Below are 23,733 nucleotides of genomic sequence, written 5' to 3' on the forward strand. Positions count from 1 at the left end.
CGAGCGATCAGCGGCGTTCGCGGAGAGGCAGGTCGATCGTGCCCGTCTCGCCGGTCTGACGCGCGACGGGGATCCGGGTTCCCAACACCTGGGAGACCACATCCTGGGCGATCTTCGCCGCAGTGAGGCCCGCGTCTGCGAGGATCTGGTCCCGCGAGGCATGGTCGATGAACTCGTCCGGGAGGCCTAGCTCGTCGACCGCCGTATCGATGCCGGCTTCACGGAGCACCTGGCGCACGCGCGTGCCGATTCCTCCGACTCGGATCCCGTCTTCGATCGTGATGACGAGACGGTGTCGCGCCGCCATGCTCACGATCGACGGCTGCACCGGGATCGCCCAGCGCGGATCGATCACGGTCGCCCCGATGCCCTGAGCGCGCAGCCGCTCGGCGACGTCCATCGCGAGAGCCGCGAACGGGCCGATCGCCACGAGCAGCACGTCTTCGGATTCGCCTCTGGAGAGCACGTCGACGCCGTCATGCAGCCGCTCGACGGCAGGGAGCTCCGGCGAGACATCGCCCTTGGGGAAGCGGATGACCGTCGGAGCGTCGTCCACCAGGACGGCCTCATCGAGTGCCTCCCTCAGACGCTCCCCGTCGCGGGGAGCCGCGATGCGGATGTGCGGCACGATCTGCAGCATCGCCAGATCCCACATGCCGTGATGGCTGGGGCCGTCAGGACCGGTCACACCGGCGCGGTCGAGCACGAAGGTGACGCCCGCCCGGTGCAGCGCGACGTCCATCAGCACCTGGTCGAACGCGCGACCCATGAAGGTCGCGTACAGCGCGACGACCGGATGCAGGCCGCCGAAGGCGAGCCCTGCCGCCGAGGCGACCGCGTGCTGCTCGGCGATGCCCACGTCGTAGACGCGGTCGGGGAAGCGCTCGGCGAACGGGGCGAGTCCGGTCGGTCGCAGCATCGCGGCGGTCATGGCGATGACATCGTCACGGCGCTCGCCCACCGACACCAACGCGTCCGAGAAGACCTCGGTCCACCCCGTGCCGCCCGACGAGAGCGTCTCGCCGGTCACCGGATCGATGCGGCCGACGGCATGGAACTGATCCGCCTCGTCGTCTCGTGCGGGCTGGTAGCCCCGACCCTTCTCGGTGATCGTGTGCACGATCACCGGTGCGCCGTAGGACTTCGCCAGCTCGAGCGTCTCGAGGAGCGCGGGCAGATCGTGTCCGTCGATCGGACCGAGGTACTTGATGTCCAGGTTGGAGTACAGCGCCTCGTTGTTCGTGAAGCGCGAGAGGAAACCGTGGGTTCCTCCCCGCACTCCGCGGAAGACTGCACGACCGACGGGTCCGAAGGCCCGGAACAGGCGATCGGACTTGTGATGCAGATCCTTGTAGGCCGCTGCCGTGCGCACGCGGTTGAGAAAGCGCGACATGCCGCCGATGGTCGGTGCGTACGACCGCCCGTTGTCGTTCACGACGATCACCAGGTTGCGGTCGTTGTCGTCGGAGATGTTGTTGAGCGCCTCCCAGGTCATTCCCCCGGTGAGCGACCCGTCGCCGAGCACGGCGACCACATGTCGGTCCGCTCGTCCGGTGGCGGTGAGGGCGCGAGAGACGCCGTCGGCCCAGCTCAGCGAGCTGGAGGCATGCGACGACTCCACGACGTCGTGCGCGCTCTCGCTGCGCTGAGGGTAGCCGGCCAGTCCGCCACGCAGACGGAGCTTCGAGAAGTCCTGGCGCCCGGTGAGGAGCTTGTGCACATACGACTGGTGCCCGGTGTCGAAGATGAAGGGGTCATCGGGTGAGGAGAAGACGCGATGCAGCGCGATCGTGAGCTCGACGACGCCGAGGTTCGGGCCGAGATGCCCGCCGGTGCGGGAGACGTTCTCGACCAGGAAATCCCGGATCTCCGCCGCGAGTTCGACCAGCTGGTCCTCGGACAGTGCGTCCAGGTCGCGGGGTCCTGAGATGCTCGGAAGGATCGGCATCTGCACCTCCTCATAGGCACCGTAGACGGCATCCGTTCGGTTCGGACGCCTGATCGATCCTACCTCGGGGCATCCGTGAAAGCTCGGAGCGACCGCTCCCCTTGACACCGCGCACGGCATACGACAGGGGCCCGATTCCGAAGAATCGGGCACCTGTCGACGGTCGATCAGACCAGCGAACGCAGCACGTACTGCAGGATGCCGCCGTTGCGGTAGTAGTCCGCCTCGCCGGGGGTGTCGATGCGGACGACCGCGTCGAACTCCACGACCTGCTTGCCCTCGGGCGACTGCTCGCTCGGGGTGGCCGTGACCTTCACGGTCTTCGGGGTCACGCCCTCGTTGAGCTCCTCGAGACCCGAGATCGAGACGATCTCGGTGCCGTCGAGGCCGAGCGACTCCCAGCTCTCGCCCGCGGGGAACTGCAGCGGGACGACGCCCATGCCGATCAGGTTCGACCGGTGGATGCGCTCGAAGCTCTCGGTGATGACAGCCTTGACGCCCAGCAGGCTCGTGCCCTTGGCCGCCCAGTCACGCGACGATCCCGAGCCGTACTCCTTGCCGCCGAAGATGACGAGAGGTGTGCCCTGCTCCTGGTAGTTCATGCTCGCGTCGTAGATGTACGACTGCGGGCCGCCCGGCTGGGTGAAGTCGCGGGTGTATCCACCCTCGACGACCTGGCCGTCGTTGACCGCCGCCACCATGGCGTTCTTGAGGCGGATGTTCGCGAAGGTGCCGCGGATCATCACCTCGTGGTTGCCTCGGCGCGATCCGAAGGAGTTGAAGTCCTTGCGGTCGACGCCGTGCTCGGTGAGGTACTGCGCCGCCGGCGTGCCGGGCTTGATGTTTCCGGCCGGCGAGATGTGGTCGGTGGTGACCGAGTCGCCGAGCGTCGCCATCACGCGGGCACCCGAGATGTCGGCCACCGGGGTGAGCTCCATCGTCATGCCGTCGAAGTAGGGTGCCTTGCGCACGTACGTCGAGTTCTCGTCCCACTGGAAGATGTCGTCGTCCGGAGTGGGCAGGCTGCGCCAGCGCTCGTCACCGTCGAAGACGGTCGCGTACTGCTTGATGAACTGCTCGCGGGAGATCGACGAGTCGACCAGCTCCTGGACCTCGGCCGGGGTGGGCCAGATGTCTTTCAGGAAGACGTCCTCCCCGTCTGTTCCCTTGCCGAGTGCATCGTTCTCGAAGTCGAAGTGCATCGACCCTGCCAGTGCGTAGGCGATGACCAGCGGCGGGCTCGCGAGGTAGTTCATCTTCACATCGGGGCTGATGCGTCCCTCGAAGTTGCGGTTTCCGGAGAGGACCGCAGTGACGGCGAGGTCGTGCGAGTTGATGGCCTCGGAGACCTCTTCGATCAGCGGACCGGAGTTGCCGATGCAGATGGTGCAGCCGTAGCCGACGGTGTAGAACCCGAGGCCCTCGAGGTCTTTGTCCAGACCCGACTTCTCGTAGTAGTCCGTGACCACCTTGGAGCCCGGCCCGAGGGTCGTCTTGACCCACGGCTTCTGCTTCAGGCCCTTCTCGAGCGCCTTGCGTGCCACGAGCCCGGCGGCGATCATCACCGAGGGGTTCGACGTGTTGGTGCACGAGGTGATGGCCGCGAGAGTGACGGCGCCGTTGTCGAGGATGTACTTCTCCCCCGACGGCGTGGTCACCGGCACCGGCTTCGAGGCGTTCGCCGGGGCGCCGCTGTTGATGTGCACCGGACGGGTGGTCACCGGCTCCTCTTCGCCGGGCACGGAGCCCGGGTCGGATGCGGGGAACGAGTGCTTCGACTCGAGGTCGACGACGGAGTCCGAGGTGGATGCCGACGCGTAGGCCAGGATGTCCTGCTCGAACTGCGACTTCGCCTCAGACAGCAGGATGCGGTCCTGCGGGCGCTTCGGGCCCGCGATCGACGGCACGACGGTGCCGAGGTCGAGCTCGAGGTACTCGCTGAACGTCGGCTCGTGCGAGGCGTCGTGCCAGAGCTTCTGCTCCTTGGCGTACGACTCCACGAGTGCGACGGCCTCGTCGCTGCGCCCGGTGAGGCGCAGGTAGTCGAGCGTGACGTCGTCGATCGGGAAGATCGCGGCGGTGGAGCCGAACTCCGGGCTCATGTTTCCGATGGTCGCGCGGTTCGCGAGCGGCACGGACGCCACTCCCTCACCGTAGAACTCGACGAACTTGCCGACGACGCCGTGCTTGCGCAGCAGGTCGGTGATCGTGAGGACCACGTCGGTCGCCGTGACGCCCGCGGGGATCTCGCCCGAGAGCTTGAAGCCGACGACGCGCGGGATGAGCATGGACACGGGCTGACCCAGCATCGCGGCCTCGGCCTCGATGCCGCCGACGCCCCAGCCCAGCACGCCGAGGCCGTTCACCATGGTGGTGTGCGAGTCGGTGCCGACGCAGGTGTCGGGGTAGGCGCGCAGCACGCCGTCGACGTCGCGGTCGTAGATGACCTTCGCCAGGTGCTCGATGTTCACCTGGTGGACGATTCCGGTTCCGGGCGGGACGACCTTGAAGTCGCTGAACGCCGTCTGGCCCCAGCGCAGGAACTGGTACCGCTCGCCGTTGCGCTCGTATTCGATCTCGACGTTGCGCTCGAGAGCGTTCTCCGAGCCGAAGAGGTCGGCGATCACCGAGTGGTCGATGACCATCTCGGCGGGCGACAGCGGGTTGATCTTGTTCGCGTCGCCGCCGAGCGCCGTTACGGCCTCACGCATGGTGGCGAGGTCGACGATGCACGGCACACCGGTGAAGTCCTGCATGACCACACGGGCCGGCGTGAACTGGATCTCGGTGTTGGGCTCTGCCGCGGCGTCCCACGAACCCAGGGCTTCGATCTGCGCCTTCGTCACGTTCGCGCCGTCCTCGGTGCGAAGCAGGTTCTCGAGGAGGACCTTGAGACTGAAGGGGAGCTTGTCGAAACCGGGCACCGTGTCGATGCGGAAGATCTCGTAGTCGGTGCTGCCGACCGTCAGGGTGCTCTTGGCACCGAAGCTGTTCACCGTGGACACGAATCCGTCTCCTTCTATTCGGATGGGAGCGACAGGCGCCTCCATCTTGCTCGCCAGCGAGCCCCTGCGGCTAGCAAGGCAGACCTAACCAGTCTGCTCTGCTCGACCCGCGAGCGGAAGCCTGCAATTTATCTTGATGTCAAGATAAATCTATCACGCCCGAGCTGTGTCTCCGGCATCCGACGCGCGCGGATACAGCGCCCGCACGACCAGGAAGGTCACCGCGATCAGCGGAGCGAACAGCGGCAGGCCCATGACCAGCTTCAGGGTCCCCAGTGCGGTGACGTCGCCGGCCAGGTACAGCGGCAGCTGCACCGCGAGCCGCGCGAAGAACAGGGCGGCCCACGCGACGCCGAGCCACAGGAATGCCCTGCGCTTGCGCCGGTCACTCCGCCAGGCGGTGCCCTCCCCCATCAGGAAGCCCACGGCGAGGCCGATCAGCGACCACCCGACGAGTGCGGAGACGAGCATGGCGGAACCGTAGACGGCGTTCGTGATGAGGCCGGGCACGAAGTTGTCCTCGCCCCGCCCGGTCAGCAGCGCGAGCGCTGCCGCTGCGGCCGCAGCGACGAGACCGCCGATCGCGGCCGACGGAGGCGACTTCTGCACCAGCCGGACGACGGTGAACACCGCCGCGAGTCCGACGGAGACCCCGAGGGGCAGGATGAGGGGCTCGGGCCGAACCGTGAAGAGGATGACGAACGCGAGGCTCGGCAGCACCGATTCCAGGATGCCACGCCAGCCTCCCATCGCGGACCACACGACCTTGCCGGTCGCGCTGCTCTCGTTCGGATCCAGTCCGGCGCGCCGTGCCGCACCGCCGAGGGCCGCGCCCACGATGTCCGACGCCGTCTGCTCGCGCTCCGGCTCGGGGACCTGCGTGCTCACGCGGAGCCGGGAGTCGCGGGCATCTTCAGCGGGATCAGATCGCGCGGCGGCATGGGCGCACCCCCGCGGACGACCACGATCGAGCGGAACAGGTCCTCGACCTTGGCCGCGGCCTCGAGGTCGGAGGCGGCGGCACCGCCGATCACACCGCGGAGGAACCAGCGCGGGCCGTCGATGCCGATGAAACGGGCCAGACGCAGCTCCGATCCCTCGCTCGCGGCCGCAGGAACCTCGGCGAGGAGCTCCTTTCCGAGAGGGCCTTCGCGCTCCTCGACCCGGCCGCCCTGGGTGCGCACCTGGTCGCGCAGCTGAACGCGCGTCTCGTCCCAGAGCCCGCCGGACCGCGGTGCCGCGAAGGGCTGCACCTGCAGCGACGACTCGGCGTAGTCGAGACCGACCGCGACGATGCGCTTGGACTGCTCCTCGACCTCCAGGCGGAGGTTGAGCCCCTCGCGGGGAAGGATCTTGATGCCACCGAGATCGATGTACGGCCGCACCGGGTTCGCTTCGGAGTCGTCGAAGGGCCCCTGCGAGGCCCGATCGTGGGGAGCCGGCGCGGAGGGAGTCTCGTTGTTGTCAGTCATTGGTCTGTCCTGCCGAGGGGGAATGAGTGTCTGCCTGGTAGCCGGTCGAACCGAAGCCGCCTTCGCCGCGGATGCTGTCGGGCAGCTCCTCGACCGGGATGAAGACGGCACGGGTGACCGGCATCACGATCAGCTGCGCGATGCGATCGCCGACGGCCACATCGTACGCGCTGTGGATGTCGGTGTTGATCAGGCTCACCTTGATCTCACCGCGGTAGCCGGCGTCGACGGTGCCCGGCGAGTTGACGATCGAGATGCCGTGCTTGGCGGCGAGCCCGCTGCGCGGGACCACGAAGGCCGCGTATCCGTCGGGCAGCGCGATCCGCACTCCGGTGGCGACCAGGGCACGCTCACCCGGTGCGAGGTGCACGGCCTCGGCAGCGACCAGATCTGCTCCCGCGTCGCCGGGGTGAGCGTATCCCGGCACCACAGAGGCGATAATGGGGACATCAACGGAATCAGTCACCCCCCGAGGCTAATGCAGAACATCGACCCCGACACGCGCACCCGCTACCGCGAGAGACTGTCCCCCAGCCTGTGGCTGCTGGTGACGGTGGCTCTCGCCGGCCCGATGGTCGCGCTCATCGCGGTGCCCGCCGGCTCCACGATCGCTCTGGTCGCCGGGGCCGCCGTCTCGGCGCTGCTGGTGATCGCCGTGATCGCGGTCACCCCCGTCGTCGCTGTCGACGGTGACGTGCTGAGTGCGGGTCGAGCGCACATCGAGGTCCGCCACCTCGGCATGCCGATCGCTCTGACGGCGGAGGACGCCCGCCAGGCTCGCGGCCCGGGGCTTCCTGCACGCGGCTGGCACCTGATCCGCGGCGGCATCGACGGTCTGGTCGTGGTGCCCAACATCGACCCCGATGACCCCGTCGACACCTGGACGATCTCGAGCAGGACGCCCGACCGACTCGCCGCGGCGATCATCGCCGCGCAGGGCTGAGCCCTTCTCTGCCGTCTCTGCGCTCTCTCCGCATGGCCCTAGGGCCATGCGGAACCCGGGCATACGCGATACCCCCTCGGAAAAGACGACGCGCCCCCGACCATGACGGTCCGGGGCGCGTTTCTTCTCGCTCTGGTGCGCTCAGGCAGCGCACTCCTTGCAGATGGGGCCGGAGGCTCCCTCGTGGTCGAGCTGCGAACGGTGCTTCACGAGGAAGCAGTTCATGCAGGTGAACTCGTCCTGCTGCGGCGGCAGCACGACGACATCGAGCTCGAGATCGGAGAGGTCGGCTCCGGGGAGGTCGAAGCTGGACGGGTTGTCCGCATCCTCGTCTCCCGAAGAACCGGAGAGCTTGTCCGGCACACGCTCCTTGAGGGCTTCGATCGACTCGGAGTCGTCTTCACTCTTTCGAGGGGCGTCATAATCGGTTGCCATGTGGTGAATCTCCACTTTCATGCGAGTGGGTGGTGCGCCGTCGGGGGTAATCGGCGGCCATAGTTTGCATGACCACGAGGGAATAAGCAAATGCTCGTGGGTGCGACAGAGCAAACTCACGGCACGCCCAGAGTATTCCCGCCTCGGGCCCGCCCCGCGTGACACCATGAACAGACACCCATCAGAGGGGCATTCGCATGGAAAACGTCACCATCGTCGGCACGGAGGCAGGCCTGCTCGTACTCGCGACCGAGTCGGGCGAGCGGTTCGCGCTGCCCATCGACGACGTCCTGCATCGTGAGCTCCGCCGCGCCACACGGCAGAGCGAGCCGGCCGCGCAGCGCCTCGCCGCGAGCCCGCGCGACATCCAGGCGCAGATCCGCGCAGGACTCACCACGACCGAGGTCGCCGAGCTGCTGGGCATCGCCGTCGAGGACGTCGTGCGCTTCGAGGGTCCGGTCCTCGCCGAGCGCGAGCACGTGATCGGTCAGGCACTCGCCGTCCCCGTCCTGATCGGCAGCGATGTCGAGCCTGACGCGCAGCCGACGTTCGGCACCGCCATCCGCGCCAAGCTCGCAGAGGTCGAGGCCTCCGCCGAGCGGTGGGCCAGCTGGAAGGGCGAGAACGGTTGGGTCATCAAGCTCGAGTTCAGCGCCAACGACGTCGACCACGACGCGCGCTGGAGCTTCGATCCCCGCCGCAGCGCCCTCTCGCCGCTCAACGCGGATGCGACCCAGCTCTCCCGTCAGGGCTCTCTTCCCGACGGACTGATCCCCCGGTTGCGCGCGGTCGACGCCGAGCGCCAGCCGTCGCCCTACAAGGACGACAGCCGCTTCGACTCCGGCGCGTTCGGACCGCGACTGGTGCCCACCCCCGAGAGCGAGGTCGACGACGTCGCGATCCCCGAGCGGTCCGCCGCCGCCGCGCAGAACGCCGCGACGAAACGGGCACCGGAATCCGCGACCACCAGCCCGGAGACCGCCGATCTGCTCGAGGCGCTCCGCCGCCGCCGCGGTCAGCGCGAGACGGCCCCTCTCCTCGAGCATCCCGACGACGACGACGAGACGGGACCGATCGCGCTGTTCGATGCGTTCGAGGGCGATCAGTCCGACGAGCGCGAAGACGAACCCGCGGCACCGGCCGAGCCGACGAACGAGACCGGCGGGCGGCGCAAGCGGCGCAACGCCATGCCGTCGTGGGATGAGATCGTCTTCGGCGCCAAGACCGACGAGTAGACGCGGCGTCAGCGCGCGAAGGCCCCCAGCCGGAGCAGCGGCACCTGTCTCTCCTCCGGGGTGAGACCGCCGTGCTGTCCGACCATGCCACGACCGCGCTGGTCTGCGGCGGTCCCGTCGTAGACCGCGCCGTTCCCCCGTGCGACCACCAGCACGTCGCCCATCCGTGACGCGGCGGCGGGCGCGATCGTCGGCCCGAAGAGCCCCGCGGCGATCGCGTCCTCCCTGGTGCCCACATCGGCCAGTCCCTGCAGATCCGAGGACCACCGAGCGGCGACGGCCGCGGCATCGGCCTCGGGGTCCGTGTAGACATGCAGCATCCTGGGCTCGCCGCCGATGTGACGGACGCCCGCGAGGTGCTCCGCCTCGAGGACGACCTGCCTGTGCGCCGGGACGTCGACCATCCCGTGGTCCGAGGTGACGAGGACGCCGACCCCCGGGGGCACGCGGAGCGACAGGGCGCCGTCGATCTCCTCGAGCGCCGCGACCCACTGGGCGGAGTCGACGCCGTACCGATGCCCCGCCTTGTCGACCTCGGGCAGATAGCAGTAGACGAGCGCGCCGGGGTTCCGCTCGGCCAGATCGTAGGCCGAAGCCACGCGATCCGCGGGTGTCTGCGCGGCGACGAAGTCGGCTCCGCGCAGTGTCGCCCGAGTGAATCCGCTCTCGGCATACGCAGCGACACCGACCGCGTATGCCGGTCGCCCTTCCCCCCGCGCTCGCTCGAAGACGGTCGGGGCCGCCTGCCAGGTCATCGGATCCAGACCCTCGGACTCCCACCCGGTCAGCTGGTTCACGAGGATGTCCCGCGCGGGATCACGGACGCGGTATCCGACCAGGCCGTGCTCGCCCGGCCACGCACCGGTCAGGATGCTGGTGAGCGCCGCCGCGGTGGTCGAAGGGAAGACCGAGTACGCCACGTCCTTCTTCGCCATACCCGCCGTGAGGGCGCGCGCATGCCCGGCGTGAGCGCGCAGACTGATGGCCCCGAGACCGTCGACGAGGACCAGCACGACCGATTCGGCGCGCGGCAGCACCGCGGAGTCGCCGTGAAGGGCGTCGAACACGTCGTCCGCCACCCCGACGATGCTCCGAGCGGCGGCAGGCTCGGACGGTAGAATGAGGGACACCCGAGCCAGTCTGACACAGGCTCCCCCACGCGCTCAGTCTTTGCACAACTCAGCCTTCGCACACTCAGGATGGCCATGCCGAAGAACCCGCCTGCCGAGCTCGCACCGGAGCGAATCCAGGACATCGATCTCGAGACCGAGATGCAGGGTTCGTTCCTCGAGTACGCCTACTCGGTGATCTACTCCCGGGCGCTGCCCGATGCGCGTGATGGCCTGAAGCCCGTGCAGCGACGGATCCTCTACCAGATGTCCGAGATGGGACTGCGCCCCGACCGCGGCCACGTCAAGAGCGCCCGCGTCGTGGGCGAGGTCATGGGAAAGCTGCATCCCCATGGTGATTCCGCGATCTACGACGCGCTGGTGCGACTCGCTCAGGACTTCGCGCTCCGGGTGCCGCTCGTCGACGGGCACGGCAACTTCGGATCGCTCGACGACGGTCCCGCCGCCGCCCGATACACGGAGGCGCGGCTCGCCTCGCCCGCGATGGCCCTCACCGAGAACCTCGACGAGGATGTCGTCGATTTCGTGCCGAACTACGACGGGCAGTTCCAGCAGCCTTCGGTTCTGCCTGCGGCGTTCCCGAACCTCCTCGTCAACGGCGCCAGCGGCATCGCGGTCGGCATGGCCACCAACATGGCCCCGCACAACCTCATCGAGGTCGTCGCCGCAGCCACGCACCTGCTCGAGAATCCGGATGCCACCACCGAGGAGCTGATGGAGTTCGTGCCGGGCCCGGACTTCCCCTCCGGCGGCATCCTGATGGGCCTCGACGGCGTCAAGGACGCCTACGCGAACGGCCGTGGTGCGCTCAAGGTGCGCGGCAAGGTCTCGGTGGAACCGCTCGGGCCGCGGCGCACCGGGATCATCGTCTCCGAGCTGCCGTACATGGTCGGCCCCGAGCGGCTGATCGAGAAGATCCGCGATGCGGTGCAGGCGAAGAAGCTGCAGGGCATCAGCGATGTCACCGACCTCACCGACCGCAACCACGGACTCCGCGTCGCGATCGGCGTCAAGACGGGTTTCGACCCGCAGGCCGTGCTCGAGCAGCTGTACCGGCTGACGCCCCTCGAAGACTCCTTCAGCATCAACAACGTCGCGCTCGTCGACGGGCAGCCCCGCACGCTCGGGCTCAAGGAGATGCTCCGCGTCTACGTCGCCCACCGGCTCGAGGTCATCACCCGGCGCAGTCGTTACCGCCTGGCCCGGCGCGAAGAGCGCCTGCACCTCGTCGAGGGTCTGCTCATCGCGATCCTCGACATCGACGAGGTCATCCAGGTCATCCGCTCCTCCGACGACTCGGAGCAGGCGCGGTCCCGGCTGCGTTCGGTGTTCGATCTCAGCGAGCTGCAGGCCGAGTACATCCTCGAGCTGCGCCTTCGCCGTCTGACCAAGTTCTCGCGGATCGAGCTCGAGACCGAGCGCGATGCTCTTCTCGCCGAGATCGCAGCTCTGCGTGAACTCCTCGCCAGCGACGTGCTGCTGCGTGCAGCGGTCGCGAAGGAGCTCGATGCCGCGGCCGAGGCGTACGGCACCCCTCGCCGCACGCTGCTGATGAACGCCGCTCCCGCCAAGCCTCGTGCGACGAAGGGTGCTGTCGACCTCCAGATCGCGGATGCGCCCACCGTTCTCGTCCTGTCGACCACCGGGCGGGCGGTGCGAGTGGATCTCGGCGAGGGCCAGGAGCTCTCCCTGCCGCCTCGGCGCAGCAAGCACGATGCGATCCTCGCCACCGTCGAGACGACGGTGCGCGCCGAGATCGGCGCGCTGACCTCCGAGGGGCGAGTGCTGCGATTCTCCCCCGTCGACCTGCCGTCGGTGCCGTCGTCGTCCGTGCAGCTCGCCGCCGGCGCGCCGCTGCGGGACTACCTCGGGATCACGACGCGGGGAGAGCGGATCCTCGGATTCGTCCGTTTCGACAGCGACACCCCGATCGCGCTCGGCACCGCGCAGGGAACGGTGAAGCGGATCGTCCCCTCGACGCTGCCCGTGCGTCCGGACCTCGAGGTGATCGGCATGAAACCCGGCGACACCGTCGTCGGAGCCGTCGAAGCGCGAGACGATGCCGACCTGGTGTTCGTCACGACCGATGCTCAGCTGCTGCGCTTCTCGGCGTCCGCGGTGCGCCCGCAGGGTGCGCCCGCCGGCGGCATGGCGGGGATCAAGCTCGGTGCAGGGTCCACGGTCCTCTTCTTCGGAGCCGTGGCCCCCGACGCGGATGCGGTGGTCGCCACCGTCTCCGGGTCCGACAGCATCCTCCCGGGCACGGAGCCGGGGCGAGCGAAGGTGTCGGCGTTCGCGGAGTATCCCGCGAAGGGCCGTGCGACGGGCGGCGTCCGGGCGCACTCCTTCCTGAAGGGCGAGGATCGGCTCACGGTCGCCTGGGTCGGGCCGACCCCGGCGCAGGCCGTCGACCCGACCGGTGCCGTGCGAAAGCTCCCCGAGGCGGGCGCCAGGCGCGATGCCTCGGGTCAGCCCATCGACGGCGTGATCGGCAGCATCGGCCGCACCCTGGTCTGACCACGCGCGCGGTATGCCCGGTCGCGCCCGGTCAGAGGCGCAGCGCCAGGATGTTGGCGGTGAGTCCGGCGGCCGTGCCGCACAGGATCACCGTGTCACCGGTGCGCACCCGACCGCTCTCGAGCGCGCGGGCGAGCATGAACGGCACCGAGGACGAGACCATGTTGCCGAAGTGCCGCACCTCATCGATGCGTCGCTCGACGGGGATACCGAGGCGGTCGAGCATCGGGCCGAGTGCTGCGGATGCCTGGTGCGGCACCCACAGCGCGACGTCGTCGTAGGACACGCCCGCGCTCTCATGGAACGACTCGAAGAACTCCGGCAGCACACGCATCATCCCCAGCAGTGCACGGCGCCCGTTCATGTCGAAGAGGTAGTCCGCGGGGTCCCGCTCCGCGTAGACCTGCGCCGGGGACCCCGACAGTCCGCCCCTGATCTCCGTGTCGTGCGCGTAGGCGGGCCAGGTGCGCTGTGCGCTCGCGATCACCCCGCGTGCGGGATCCGCGGAACGGCGCAGCACCACAGCCGCGCCGGCATCGCTGAAGAGCTCGAAGCTCTCGCGCTGCTCCGGGTTGAGGAACCGTGTGCCCACGTCGCCAGCGAAGACGAGGATCGTCTCGTGGTCCCCCGCGTCCAGATAGCGCGAGGCGATGTCGAGCGCCGTGATGAAGCTCGTGCAGGTGGAGTTCACATCGAACGCCGCGGCGCGACCGCTCAGAGTCAGCCTCTCCAGCACGAGCGCCGCCGTGCACGGGATCGGCTGGATGCCGGCGGCTGAGGCACCGAGGACGAGATCGATCTGATCGGCGCGGACGCCGGCGTGTGCGAGTGCGCGCTCACACGCCTCCGCGAGCATGTCGAGGTGCGATGTGTCGTCGTCGAGGCGATATCGCGTCTCGCCTCCGAAGCTCACCGTGCGGTCGGGCAGGAATGTCCCCCACCCCGCGATCTCGCAGTTCCTCACCATCTCCGCTCCCCCCATCCCTGCACGACCCGACGCAGCTTCACCGACCCGTCCGGCACGAATCCGATGAACTCGAGGTCCGGACGCTCGCATCCGAGTCGATGCGCGAGCGCCCGCACCTCATCCGCCACGCGGCGCCGAGACCGATCATCGACCGTGTCCAGGGCGATCTGCAGGCGCGACTCGCCGATCTGCGTGATGCGGTACTCGTCGAACCCGTCGGCATACAGCAGCGCACGCGTGATCACGTCCGCGAACACGGGCACCTCGCGGCCGTCGAGGCCGCGGAGGATCAGCGTGTCGCCCTCGCGCCCTTCGATGCGCTCGATCGCCGTCAGGGCGGTGCCGCACGGGCACGGCGACGTGCGCTCGCGCAGCACGTCTCCGAGGCGGTAGCGCACGATCGGCTGCGCACGACGACGCAGATCCGTGACGATCGGGGTGAAGCGCTCGGCATCCAGGTACTCCCGCTCGACCAGGATGTCGTCCTCGTTGAGGTGGATGACCCCGTGCGGGCAGGTGTGCGCGAGGAACCCCTCGGTGCACTGGTACAGCTGATGCAGACGCTCCTGTCCGAGCGATCGCGTGATCCGCTGCGCATCGAAGACCTCGAGCACCTCGGCAACCGCGTAGACCTTCTGCGGGACGACGTCGAACTCCCCGGCATCCGCGGCATGCGCGATCAGCCGGAGCACGGAGGGCGGAGCCACGAGGATGGTCGGGCCGAAGGAGCGCAGGGCCGCGATGTTCTCCGCCATGTCCGCGTACACGTCGAAGTAGCGGAACGACACCGCCGCGGAGCCGACCGACTCGTAGAGCGTGTTGTCGGCGCGCAGGAAGAGCGCGATGCGGTGTCCGAGCAGGGCGCCGCGCGGGAGGGTTCGTGCCAGCACGGCCCCCACCCAGGCGTCGCGCTCGGCCGCACTCACCACGAACAGGCCGCGGTGTCCGCTCGTGCCGCTGGAGAGACCCACGGAGTGGGACCCGAGGTCGAGGTCGAACTCCCGCGCGCGCTCGTTCGCGATCGCGAGGGCCAGCGCGTCATCCCTGCCGACACCGACCGTGTTGATGTCGTCGAACCGGCTCATCATGACGCTCTTGTCCATCAGCGGGAGGTCCGCGAAGGATCGCGTGGCGAGGAGATCTCCGAAGTACCGGGATCGACGACGCAGGAACCGCAGGTGCGCGCTCAGCAGGCGCCGCTGACGCCGCTCGATCGCCGCTCGGGTGCGCAGCGGACGCAACCACCGCACCGCCGCGAACTCGCGCAGGATCCTCAGTCGCGACATCAGCTCAGCAGCTCCGTGGCTCCGAGCGGGTCGTGGCTGCAGACGACGCGGATGCCGGCGGCGGCGAGGCCGCGCAGCGTGCTCGCCGTGGACGCGTAGCGCTGCGGGTCGTGCTGGATCGCACGCGGGAGCATCCGCAGTCGTCCCGAGGCGTCGAGGAAGTCCGTCCCCCATGCCGCGTCACCGGCGAGCAGGACGCGGTCCTCGATCAGGGCTCCCAGGTGCCCGTCGGCGTGGCCGGGGAGGTCCACGACGAGATACGAGCCGTCGCCGAGAAGATCGTGCCCGCGCAGCACCGTGCCCCGCACCGCGACGTCGACGAACGCGTCGTCGGCGAGAGTGCGGCGCTCCGCCCCGGAGAACCAGTCGGGCAGCAGCCCCGTCAGAACCCCGTCGCGCAAACGCGGTCCGGCGAGAGTCCGCTGGTGTCCCGCGCTCAGCACGAACGTCGCATGCGGAAAGCGGCGGACGCCGCCGATGTGATCGGGATGCAGGTGCGACAGCACGACGTGCGTGACGGATGCCGGATCCACACCGTCGCCGCGGAGCTGCACCGCGATGTCGTCCTCGTCGTCCACCTGCGGCGGCAGGAGGCGCCGATAGGCCGCACCGCGCCACCCCGTGCGCCACTCCCCTGTGGCATACCCGGTGTCGAACAGCACTCGCCGCCCGTCCGCAGCGTCGTACAGGAACACGCCGGAGGGGAACTCCCGGCGTCCTCGAGGCTCCCCGTGGAACATGGCGCCGACATCGTGCACGGTCTTCCCGCACACGTAGTGGCGGAGGCGGCCGGTCATGACTCCCCCGTCATGTGCCCCGCGACCCGGGCGAGCGCCTCGTCGAGGGACACCTCGGGTCGGTATCCGAGGTCGGCCTTCGCGCGCGAGACGTCGAGGGTCTGCGAGTAGGCGATGGTGGTGAGGGTGTAGCGGGTGAGCGGAGGTTCCGGACGCCAGGGCAGAGCGGAGCAGACCCGCTCCAGAACACCGGCCAGGGCCCAGGCGAGGGGCCGGGGCAGCGGACGGAACCGCGGCTCCTGTCCGAGGAGGCCGAGCAGGGTCGTGAGCAGGTCACGGAATCGTCGGGGATCGTCGTTGGAGATGTTGTAGACGCCCCCGGCGGCATCGCCGCGGTGCAGCGCGAGGCGCAGAGCGGCGGCGACGTTCTCGACCGCGGTGAGGTCGATGAGGGCGTCGCCTCCGTCGAAGAGCGGCACCCCGATCCGCCGATGCACCGCGAGGAGTCTCGGCACGAGGCTCGGATCACCGACTCCGATGAGTCCGCGCGGGCGCACGATGACCAGCTCGGGGATCGTGCCGGCATCCCGCGCCTCGAGCAGCAGGTCCTCCGCGGCGATCTTCGACCGGATGTAGCCGTTCAGGCGGTTGCTGCGGTCGACATCCCCCTCTCGGATGCCGAGTCGATCGCGCGGCGCCGCGTACACGCTCGGCGAGGAGACGTGCACGATCCGGCGCACACCGTTGCGACGGGCGAATTCCACGACGTGGCCCGTGCCCTCGATGTTCGTCGACCGGAAGTCCCGCCACGCACCCCACGGCGTCGAGAGGGCGGCGCAGTGGATGACGGCGTCCACCGGGAGGTCCAGGCGCCGCAGCGACGCGAGGTCGCCGGGAACCCGATGCGCCTCGTCGGCCACCCGCGCGAGCGCCGTCAGGTCACGGCCCGCGGCGAAGACCTCGTAGCCGTGCCTGTGCAGATCGGGCACGACGCGCCCGCCGAGGAACCCGCTCGCCCCCGTCACCAGCACACGGGCTCCGGACATGCCCCTCACCCTAGCCGCCCTATTGTGGTCGTGTGCGCATAGCCATGGTCACCGACTACTACCTGCCGACGCTGGGCGGTGTGCAGACGGTCATCAAGGCACACCGCGAGGCGCTGGAGCAGGCGGGGCACGAGGTGTTCGTGTTCGCACCGCTGGCCGCGGAGAGCGACGACCCGCACGTGGTGCGGCTGCCGACCGCCCGCGGCTTCGCCCCCGACGGCTACCCGTTCACCTGGCCCCCGCGGGCCGCGGCGGAGTCCTTGCGCCGCGAGCTCCGCGCCCGCAGGATCGACCTGGTGCACGTGCACACCGAGATGTTCGCCGCACTGGCCGGGTTCGACGCGGCCAGGGCGCTGGGCGTGCCCGTGGTGCAGACCATGCACGGGCGCATCGACGTCTACACGCGATCGGTGCTCCCCCTCCCCTCGGTCACGACGATGCTGCTCGCCGCGATGCACCGGCACCGGATGAGCCACGCACAGGCACGACTCGACCCGACGGCCCCGTACGCGGCGACTCGGATGGCGCGCCGCATGTGGCGGCTGATGGTGAGTCAGGCGAACCACGCCGACCAGGTCATCGTGCCCTCCGCCCACTTCGCCGCGAAGCTCGTCGCGCAGGGGGTGCGCACTCCCCTCACCGTCCTGTCGAACGGACTCGAGGCGAGTGTGCTCGATGCGGTCGGCTGGCCGACACCCCGCGAGTTGCGCGCCGGCGAGGATCTCCGGGTCGTATGGTGCGGGCGGTTGTCTCCGGAGAAGCGCCCGTCCGTCTTCGTCGACGCGGTGCGTCGGCTTCCGGGGATCAGCGCCGAGATGCTCGGTGACGGCGTCTCTCGTCGTGCTGTGTCGTCCGCCGCGGCCGACCTGCCGGACGGGCGGCTCATCGTGCACGGCGCGGTGCCCCAGTCGCGGGTGCTCGATGCCATGCGCCGTGCGCACGTGCTGGTCTCGACGTCTCTCGACTTCGACAACCAGCCGATGGTGATTCTCGAGGGCCTCGCCTCCGGGCTGGCGGTGATCGTCACCGACCCCGATCTGGCCGAGATGCTGCCCGACGGCGGAGGACTGGTGACCCCCACGCCGGATGCCGCCGGACTCGTGCGTGCGCTCCGCAGCCTGCAGGATGCCCCGGGCCGCGTCGCCGCGATGAGCGCCGCAGCCCTCGCGCACCGCACTCGCGTCGCCCAGGACACCCACCGCGACGCGCTGCTCGCCGTGTACAGGGCGGCGATGACGGCCGCGCGCTGAGGCCAGGCGTCGTGGTCTGGCGCTGACGTCAGGCGTCGATGGACTCGCGCGACAGCCGGTCCGACGAGTCGATGATGAACTCCCGGCGCGGAGCCACCTCGTTGCCCATCAGCAGCTCGAACACCCGCCCCGCGGCTTCGGCATCCTCCATGCGCACCCGGCGCAGCAGGCGTCCGCCGCGATCCATGGTCGTGTTGGCGAGCTGCTCGGCATCCATCTCTCCGAGACCCTTGTACCGCTGCAGCGGCTCGTGCCAGCGCTTGCCCGCCTTGCGCAGCTTGGCCAGCAGCGCATGCATCTCCTGCTCGCTGTACGTGTAGATCGTCTCGTTGGGCTTGGACCCCGGATTGATCACGATCACGCGGTGCAGGGGCGGCACGGCCGCGAAGACCCGGCCGTGCTCGATCAGCGGGCGCATGTAGCGGTAGAACAGTGTCAGCAGCAGCGTGCGGATGTGGGCGCCGTCGACGTCCGCGTCACTCATCAGGATGACCTTGCCGTAGCGGGCGGCGTCGATGTCGAAGCTGCGTCCGGAGCCCGCACCGATCACCTGGATGATCGACGCGCACTCGGTGTTGGAGAGCATGTCGCCGACGGAGGCCTTCTGCACGTTGAGGATCTTGCCGCGAATCGGCAGAAGGGCCTGGAACTCGCTGTTGCGCGCGTTCTTGGCCGTGCCGAGCGCCGAGTCGCCCTCGACGATGAAGAGCTCGCTGCGCTCGACCTCGTTCGTGCGGCAGTCCACGAGCTTCGTGGGCAACGTCGACGACTCCAGTGCGTTCTTGCGTCGCTGCGTCTCTTTGTGTGCGCGCGCCGAGACGCGCGCCTTCATCTCGGCGACGACCTTGTCGAGCAGCTGAGTGGCCTGGCTCTTATCGTCGCGTCTGGTGGAGCTGAAGCGGGCCGCGAGATCCTTGCGGAGCACCTGGGCCACGATCTGGCGCACGGCCGGTGTGCCGAGGATCTCCTTGGTCTGCCCCTCGAACTGAGGCTCGGGGACGTTCACCGTGAGCACCGCGGTGAGGCCTGCGAGGACGTCGTCCTTCTCGAGCTTGTCGTTGGCGCCGACCTTCAGCCGTCGTGCGTTCTGATCGACCTGCGAACGCAGCACCTTGAGCAGCTCCTGCTCGAAGCCCTGCTGATGGGTGCCGCCCTTGGGCGTGGAGATGATGTTGACGAACGACCGCGTGGTCGTGTCGTAGCCCGTGCCCCAGCGCATGGCGATGTCGACGGCGCAGACACGCTCGACCTCGGTCGCGATCATGTGGCCGTCGGCCTGCAGGACCGGGACGGTCTCCTTGAAGGTGCCCTCGCCCTGGATGCGCCAGGTGTCGGTGACGGGAGCGTCGTTCGCGAGGTACTCGACGAACTCCGAGATACCGCCGTCATAGCGGTAGGAGGTCTCGATCGGCTGACCTTCGACCTCGGAGCCGTTCGCCGCACGCTCGTCGCGGATGACGAGTTCGAGACCGGGGACGAGGAAGGCCGTCTGTCGCGCGCGCGTCACCAGCTCGTTGAGCTGGAACGCGGCATCCTTCGTGAAGATCTGGTGGTCGGCCCAGTAGCGGATCCGGGTTCCGGTCGCTCCCCGCGGTGCCTTGCCGATGACCCGCAGCTCGCTCTTGTCGCGGAACGGCGTGAACACGGCATCCGGTCGCTTCTCGCCGCTGTCGGCGAAGAGTCCGGGCTCACCGCGGTGGAACGACATCGCGTAGGTCTTGCCGCCGCGGTCCACCTCGACGTCGAGACGCTCCGACAGGGCGTTCACCACCGAGGCGCCGACACCGTGCAGACCGCCCGACGCGGCGTACGAGCCGCCGCCGAACTTGCCACCGGCATGCAGTTTCGTGAACACGACCTCGACGCCGGTGAGTCCGGTGCGCGGTTCGACGTCGACGGGGATGCCGCGACCGCGGTCATGGACCTCGACGCTTCCGTCTTCATGCAGGATGATGTCGATCTTCGATCCGTTGCCGGCGACGGCCTCGTCGACGGCGTTGTCGATGACCTCCCAGAGGCAGTGCATCAGGCCGGGCGATCCGTTCGAGCCGATGTACATACCGGGGCGCTTGCGGACGGCCTCGAGCCCTTCGAGCACCTGGAGATGATGGGCGGAATACTCGGCGGTCACAATGTCCGAGTCTATTCTCCGCACGGCCTCCGACGCCCACGACACTCCCCGCGGACGGGTGAGAGAGGTGCGCAGCGTACGCGCTGAGCGAAACACGCCGCAAACCGGGCATGCCCACAGTGACGGCGTGGTTGTATTGAACACGCCCAGCCGGGACCCGACACTCAAGGAGGCACCGAGATGAACGCAACAACGACCGAACGTGAGACCTCCACCGTCGAGTTCCGCCTGACCGCCATGGATCGCTGTGATTCCTGTGGAGCTCAGGCGTACATCGCCGCCGAGGTCAACGGCTCCGAGCTCCTCTTCTGCGCCCACCACGGCCGCAAGTACGAAGAGAAGCTTCGCAGCGTCGCGACGAGCTGGCACGATGAGACCGCTCGTCTGATCGACTGATCTCGGATCGATCAGCCTCGGGACCCGTCTTCTGACGGGTCCCGCTCTCGTTGAGGCATGACCACGCGACTCACGGCGTGACCACGCGGCGCACACGGGACGTCAGCCGGGTGAGGATCTCCTCGCCGACCGTGTCGATGCGTTCGGCGAGCGTGGTGGCGCTGTCTTCGCCGTGCGTCCCGGGTCCGAACACCCACACCCGATCGCCCACGGCTGCGCCTGACCACCCTGCGACCACCGATGTGGTCGCATCGATGCGTCGCAGTTCGCGCGGGCCCTGCGGCGTCCCGACACGGCAGCCCGCCAACGACGAAGGGATGCCGTCGAAGGCACCGACCCCGATCACCGCGGCGCCCTCCACGATCTCGACGACATCCGCACCGAGGCGCGCGATCGGCTCGATCCCCTCGAGCTCCGGACCGTCCGCCGACCGGACCCCGTAGCAGAACGCGCCGATCCGCGACACCGATCCGCGCAGCTCCGGTCGCCACCAGGAAGCGGCCGACGCCGTCAGGTGCAGCGCCTCGGGCGTCCCGCCGGTCCGTTCGGCGACATCGACGGCCTCGAGGAAGAGTCGCTGCGCCTCGTCGTCCTCCGCGTCGCTCGCCTCGGCCAGGTGACTCCAGATGCCGACGAGCTCGATCTCCCCCGCGGTCTCGGCAGCGCGGACCTCGACGAGCACGCCGTCCCACTCCGACGGCAGCAGACCGTTGCGGTGCAGGCCGGTGTCGATCTTGAGATGCACCCGCGCCCGCAGCCCGAGGTGATGCGCGCGCGCGATGATCCGCCGCAGATACTCCGCACTTCCCACACCGAGGTCGATCCGCGCACGCAGCGCCTCGTCGATCTCGGCATCCGTCGACGTGACCCACGCGAGGATCCGTCCGGTGTCTCCGAGCGCCCGACGGGCCTCGATCCCGCTGGCGACGTCGTACGAGCCGTACCACTCGACCCCGGCATCTCGGGCGGCCTCGACCGCCCAGCCGAGTCCGTGACCGTAGGCGTCGTCCTTGAGCACGACCATGAGCGCCGAGGGCGCGATGCGCTCCTGCACCGCCCGGATGTTGGCGGCGAATCGCGCGGTGCTGATCTCGAGGACCGGCCGGCTCATGCCTCCCACCCCCGCTCGGCGTGGGCTCCGGCGACCGTGATCAGCTCCGCGACGGAGAGCCCCGTCACCGCACTCCATCGGGCGAGTGCGGGAGCGGACGGCCCGCGCCCGCCGAAGTAGGTGACCTCGACGCCGGGCTCCGTCTCCCCCGCGTCCTGCAGGTCGATCACGCAGACGTCCATCGCGACACGGCCGATGATCGGCCGCTCGGTGCCCGCGATCTCGACGTGGGCGGCGTTGCCGAGACTGCGCACGATCCCCTGGGCGTATCCCCCGGTGACGAGTGCGACGGTCGTGTCCCGCGCGGCCCGGTGGGTGTAGCCGTACGAGACGGCATCACCGGGTTCGAGCGGCTTCGTCGAGAGGACGGATCCGGTCAGGCGCATCACCGGGGCCGTACGAAGGTCCCCCTCGGCATCGGGCAGACCGTACAGGAGGAAGGGATCGATGTCGGCCTCCCCGTGGATGACGGCGTCGATGCCCTCCAGGCGCAGCGCCTCGACCTCCTCGGCGTAGTCCACGCGCACGGCGGAGGCTCCGGCGGCGGTGACCGCGTGCGCGACGGCGAGGACCCCGTGCCCCCAGGCATCTCGGCGCAGATCCGCGACGCGGCCTCCGGCGGCGACGGCCTCGGCCGCGGCGGAGGCCAATGCCGCCCGCGAGATCATCGCGCGCGGACGGGAGCTGGAGGTCTTCTCACACACGCTTCCACCCTAACTCCGGCCTCCCAGAATGGCAGTCGTGCCCGCCGTAGACTGGATGCGACCCCGACCTTGGAGACCCATGTCACGTTTTTCCCTCGCGCCCCGCCTCCGTTACCTGGCGGACCGCGCCCGCCGCATCGACGTCGCGTCGGTGATCGAGAGGGCCAAGGAGGCCTCGGAGCAGCACGGCAAGGCCGTGCCCGTCGTCGTGGTCGACATGCTGTGGTCCGCCGGTCGTCACAACGTCGGCTTCCAGGACTACATCGACTACGACTTCGCGATCCTCACCAAGGCGGAGCGCGACACGTTCATGACCCACCCGGTCTCGAATCAGATCTCCCAGCAGTACGACCACCCGGACTACCGCCACCTCTTCCATGACAAGGCAGAGTTCGACGCCCGCTTCGACGCCTTCCTCAAGCGCGAGTGGATGCTGATCACCGAAGGCAACGCCGACGAGCTGCGCGCCTTCACCGAGCGACAGGGCACGATCGTCGTCAAGGAGACCCACGGACAGGCCGGCACCGGCGTGCACCGCTACCACGCCGCCGACGTCGCCGACTGGACGGCGTTCCACGCGCAGCTGCTCGCGAAGAAGCAGGTGCTCGTCGAAGAGGTCATCCGCCAGCACGAGGACCTCGCTGCCGTCTGCCCGGGAACGGTGAACACCACGCGCATCACCGCGTTCTTCGACGGCGAGAAGACGCACATCCTCGCGATCGCCCAGAAGTTCGGCCGGGGCGCGGTGAGCGACCAGATGAGCTTCGGCGGCTTCTACACGATGCTCGACGAGAACGGACACTCGAGGGGACCCGGCTACGACTCGCACGGCCACGTGCACGTCACGCACCCGGACTCGGGCTTTCCCATCGCCGACTTCCAGCTGCCGATGATGGACGAGGTCCGGGACTTCGTCGATCAGGTCGCCAGAGTCGTGCCGCAGATCCAGTATGTCGGCTGGGACATCGTCGTCACCCCCGACGGCCCCGTGCTCGTCGAGGGCAACTGGGGAGCGGGTGTGTACGAGAACAAGCCCAGCGTCACCGGCATCCGCACCGGACACAAGCCGCGCTACCAGGCTGCCATCGGTTTCTGACCGCGATGCGAGAAGGCCCGGATTCAAAATCGAAGGCGTGCAGCCCATCGATTTTGAACTCGGCAAAGAAAAACTGCTGATCACTGCCATGGACGGCCGCGCGGAAAAACGCTGGAGCTTCAGCCTAGAGCAAGTGCAGGCCGCCACCTTCGATGACACCTTGCACAGCTGGACCCTTACCGGTGATTCGGGCGAGCACCGCCTGATCTGCATGAGCGCCTTCACCGGCAACAATAACGACGAGGATGAAGCCGATGATGATGCGTAAATTCTGGCCCCTGCTGATGGCAGGGAGTGTTGGTGCGATGTCGGCGCAGGCCGCAT

The 23,733-nt window shown here is 68.9% G+C and carries 21 protein-coding genes; 7 read left to right on the top strand and 14 right to left on the bottom strand.

The annotated features are described in order from the left end of the window. Positions 1-7: 7 nt before the first annotated feature. The 5 genes from dxs to dut form a co-directional block, all read right to left on the bottom strand. Positions 8-1,948, bottom strand: a complete 1,941-nt coding sequence (gene dxs, locus ABTZ43_RS09875; protein WP_350538656.1) for a 1-deoxy-D-xylulose-5-phosphate synthase — start codon at positions 1,946-1,948, stop codon at positions 8-10. Between the two features lie 167 nt (positions 1,949-2,115). Further along, positions 2,116-4,953 (bottom strand): aconitate hydratase, encoded by a 2,838-nt coding sequence (locus tag ABTZ43_RS09880; RefSeq protein WP_056417778.1) that lies wholly within the window; start codon positions 4,951-4,953, stop codon positions 2,116-2,118. Between the two features lie 153 nt (positions 4,954-5,106). After that, complete coding sequence (locus ABTZ43_RS09885; RefSeq protein WP_056417781.1) at positions 5,107-5,841, bottom strand: DUF3159 domain-containing protein; 735 nt, start codon at positions 5,839-5,841, stop codon at positions 5,107-5,109. After that, complete coding sequence (locus tag ABTZ43_RS09890) at positions 5,838-6,425, bottom strand: DUF3710 domain-containing protein (RefSeq protein WP_056417784.1); 588 nt, start codon at positions 6,423-6,425, stop codon at positions 5,838-5,840. Before ABTZ43_RS09890 ends, ABTZ43_RS09885 begins: the two co-directional genes overlap by 4 nt. Beyond that, positions 6,418-6,891 carry a dUTP diphosphatase gene (gene dut / locus ABTZ43_RS09895; RefSeq protein ID WP_056417788.1) on the bottom strand — a complete coding sequence of 158 codons (474 nt, stop codon included), beginning with the start codon at positions 6,889-6,891 and terminating at the stop codon, positions 6,418-6,420. Before dut ends, ABTZ43_RS09890 begins: the two co-directional genes overlap by 8 nt. Before the next feature lie 12 nt (positions 6,892-6,903). Between dut and ABTZ43_RS09900 the strand changes: the two genes are divergently transcribed. Further along, positions 6,904-7,368 (top strand): DUF3093 domain-containing protein, encoded by a 465-nt coding sequence (locus tag ABTZ43_RS09900; protein WP_149422977.1) that lies wholly within the window; start codon positions 6,904-6,906, stop codon positions 7,366-7,368. Positions 7,369-7,509: 141 nt separating this feature from the next. On the opposite strand, the gene ABTZ43_RS09905 is transcribed toward ABTZ43_RS09900, so the two are convergent. After that, entirely contained in the window at positions 7,510-7,803 is a 294-nt protein-coding gene (locus ABTZ43_RS09905) for a DUF4193 domain-containing protein (RefSeq protein WP_045255033.1), read from the bottom strand. A gap of 197 nt (positions 7,804-8,000) precedes the next feature. On the opposite strand from ABTZ43_RS09905, the gene sepH reads away from it, so the two are divergent. Next, positions 8,001-9,038, top strand: a complete 1,038-nt coding sequence (gene sepH, locus ABTZ43_RS09910; protein WP_056417795.1) for a septation protein SepH — start codon at positions 8,001-8,003, stop codon at positions 9,036-9,038. Positions 9,039-9,046: 8 nt separating this feature from the next. On the opposite strand, the gene ABTZ43_RS09915 is transcribed toward sepH, so the two are convergent. After that, positions 9,047-10,168, bottom strand: coding sequence for an alkaline phosphatase family protein (locus ABTZ43_RS09915; RefSeq protein ID WP_350538657.1), 1,122 nt, complete (start codon positions 10,166-10,168; stop codon positions 9,047-9,049). 75 nt (positions 10,169-10,243) lie between these two features. Between ABTZ43_RS09915 and ABTZ43_RS09920 the strand changes: the two genes are divergently transcribed. Then, a complete protein-coding gene (locus ABTZ43_RS09920; protein ID WP_350538658.1) occupies positions 10,244-12,685 on the top strand; it encodes a DNA gyrase/topoisomerase IV subunit A in 2,442 nt (813 codons plus the stop codon). A 31-nt stretch (positions 12,686-12,716) separates the two neighbouring features. On the opposite strand, the gene ABTZ43_RS09925 is transcribed toward ABTZ43_RS09920, so the two are convergent. Genes ABTZ43_RS09925 through ABTZ43_RS09940 form a run of 4 tightly spaced genes read right to left on the bottom strand, consistent with a single transcriptional unit; the run spans position 12,717 to position 16,721 of the window. Then, complete coding sequence (locus ABTZ43_RS09925; protein ID WP_056417803.1) at positions 12,717-13,652, bottom strand: 3-oxoacyl-ACP synthase III family protein; 936 nt, start codon at positions 13,650-13,652, stop codon at positions 12,717-12,719. Continuing rightward, positions 13,646-14,938 (bottom strand): F390 synthetase-related protein, encoded by a 1,293-nt coding sequence (locus tag ABTZ43_RS09930; RefSeq protein WP_350538659.1) that lies wholly within the window; start codon positions 14,936-14,938, stop codon positions 13,646-13,648. Before ABTZ43_RS09930 ends, ABTZ43_RS09925 begins: the two co-directional genes overlap by 7 nt. After that, a complete protein-coding gene (locus ABTZ43_RS09935; protein ID WP_350538660.1) occupies positions 14,938-15,735 on the bottom strand; it encodes an MBL fold metallo-hydrolase in 798 nt (265 codons plus the stop codon). The genes ABTZ43_RS09930 and ABTZ43_RS09935 overlap by 1 nt, the downstream gene beginning before the upstream one ends. Continuing rightward, a complete protein-coding gene (locus tag ABTZ43_RS09940) occupies positions 15,732-16,721 on the bottom strand; it encodes an NAD-dependent epimerase/dehydratase family protein (protein ID WP_350538661.1) in 990 nt (329 codons plus the stop codon). The genes ABTZ43_RS09935 and ABTZ43_RS09940 overlap by 4 nt, the downstream gene beginning before the upstream one ends. Before the next feature lie 32 nt (positions 16,722-16,753). Between ABTZ43_RS09940 and ABTZ43_RS09945 the strand changes: the two genes are divergently transcribed. Beyond that, a complete protein-coding gene (locus tag ABTZ43_RS09945) occupies positions 16,754-17,971 on the top strand; it encodes a glycosyltransferase (protein ID WP_350538662.1) in 1,218 nt (405 codons plus the stop codon). A 28-nt stretch (positions 17,972-17,999) separates the two neighbouring features. Here ABTZ43_RS09945 and ABTZ43_RS09950 read toward each other — a convergent pair whose 3' ends face one another. Further along, positions 18,000-20,102: a DNA gyrase/topoisomerase IV subunit B gene (locus ABTZ43_RS09950; RefSeq protein WP_410477432.1), complete on the bottom strand. Its 2,103-nt coding sequence runs from the start codon at positions 20,100-20,102 to the stop codon at positions 18,000-18,002. 180 nt (positions 20,103-20,282) lie between these two features. On the opposite strand from ABTZ43_RS09950, the gene ABTZ43_RS09955 reads away from it, so the two are divergent. Continuing rightward, entirely contained in the window at positions 20,283-20,498 is a 216-nt protein-coding gene (locus ABTZ43_RS09955; RefSeq protein ID WP_045255025.1) for a DUF7455 domain-containing protein, read from the top strand. 70 nt (positions 20,499-20,568) lie between these two features. On the opposite strand, the gene ABTZ43_RS09960 is transcribed toward ABTZ43_RS09955, so the two are convergent. After that, positions 20,569-21,609 carry an alanine racemase gene (locus tag ABTZ43_RS09960; RefSeq protein ID WP_350538663.1) on the bottom strand — a complete coding sequence of 347 codons (1,041 nt, stop codon included), beginning with the start codon at positions 21,607-21,609 and terminating at the stop codon, positions 20,569-20,571. Then, a complete protein-coding gene (locus tag ABTZ43_RS09965) occupies positions 21,606-22,313 on the bottom strand; it encodes an alanine racemase (RefSeq protein WP_235564121.1) in 708 nt (235 codons plus the stop codon). The genes ABTZ43_RS09960 and ABTZ43_RS09965 overlap by 4 nt, the downstream gene beginning before the upstream one ends. A gap of 79 nt (positions 22,314-22,392) precedes the next feature. On the opposite strand from ABTZ43_RS09965, the gene ABTZ43_RS09970 reads away from it, so the two are divergent. Continuing rightward, positions 22,393-23,409, top strand: a complete 1,017-nt coding sequence (locus ABTZ43_RS09970; protein WP_056417823.1) for a sugar-transfer associated ATP-grasp domain-containing protein — start codon at positions 22,393-22,395, stop codon at positions 23,407-23,409. Between the two features lie 37 nt (positions 23,410-23,446). Then, positions 23,447-23,677 (top strand): DUF5629 family protein, encoded by a 231-nt coding sequence (locus ABTZ43_RS09975; RefSeq protein WP_350538664.1) that lies wholly within the window; start codon positions 23,447-23,449, stop codon positions 23,675-23,677. Positions 23,678-23,733 lie beyond the last annotated feature (56 nt).

Origin of the sequence: Microbacterium sp. NPDC097977 (genome assembly GCF_040302605.1) — a bacterium.
Classification (GTDB): domain Bacteria; phylum Actinomycetota; class Actinomycetes; order Actinomycetales; family Microbacteriaceae; genus Microbacterium.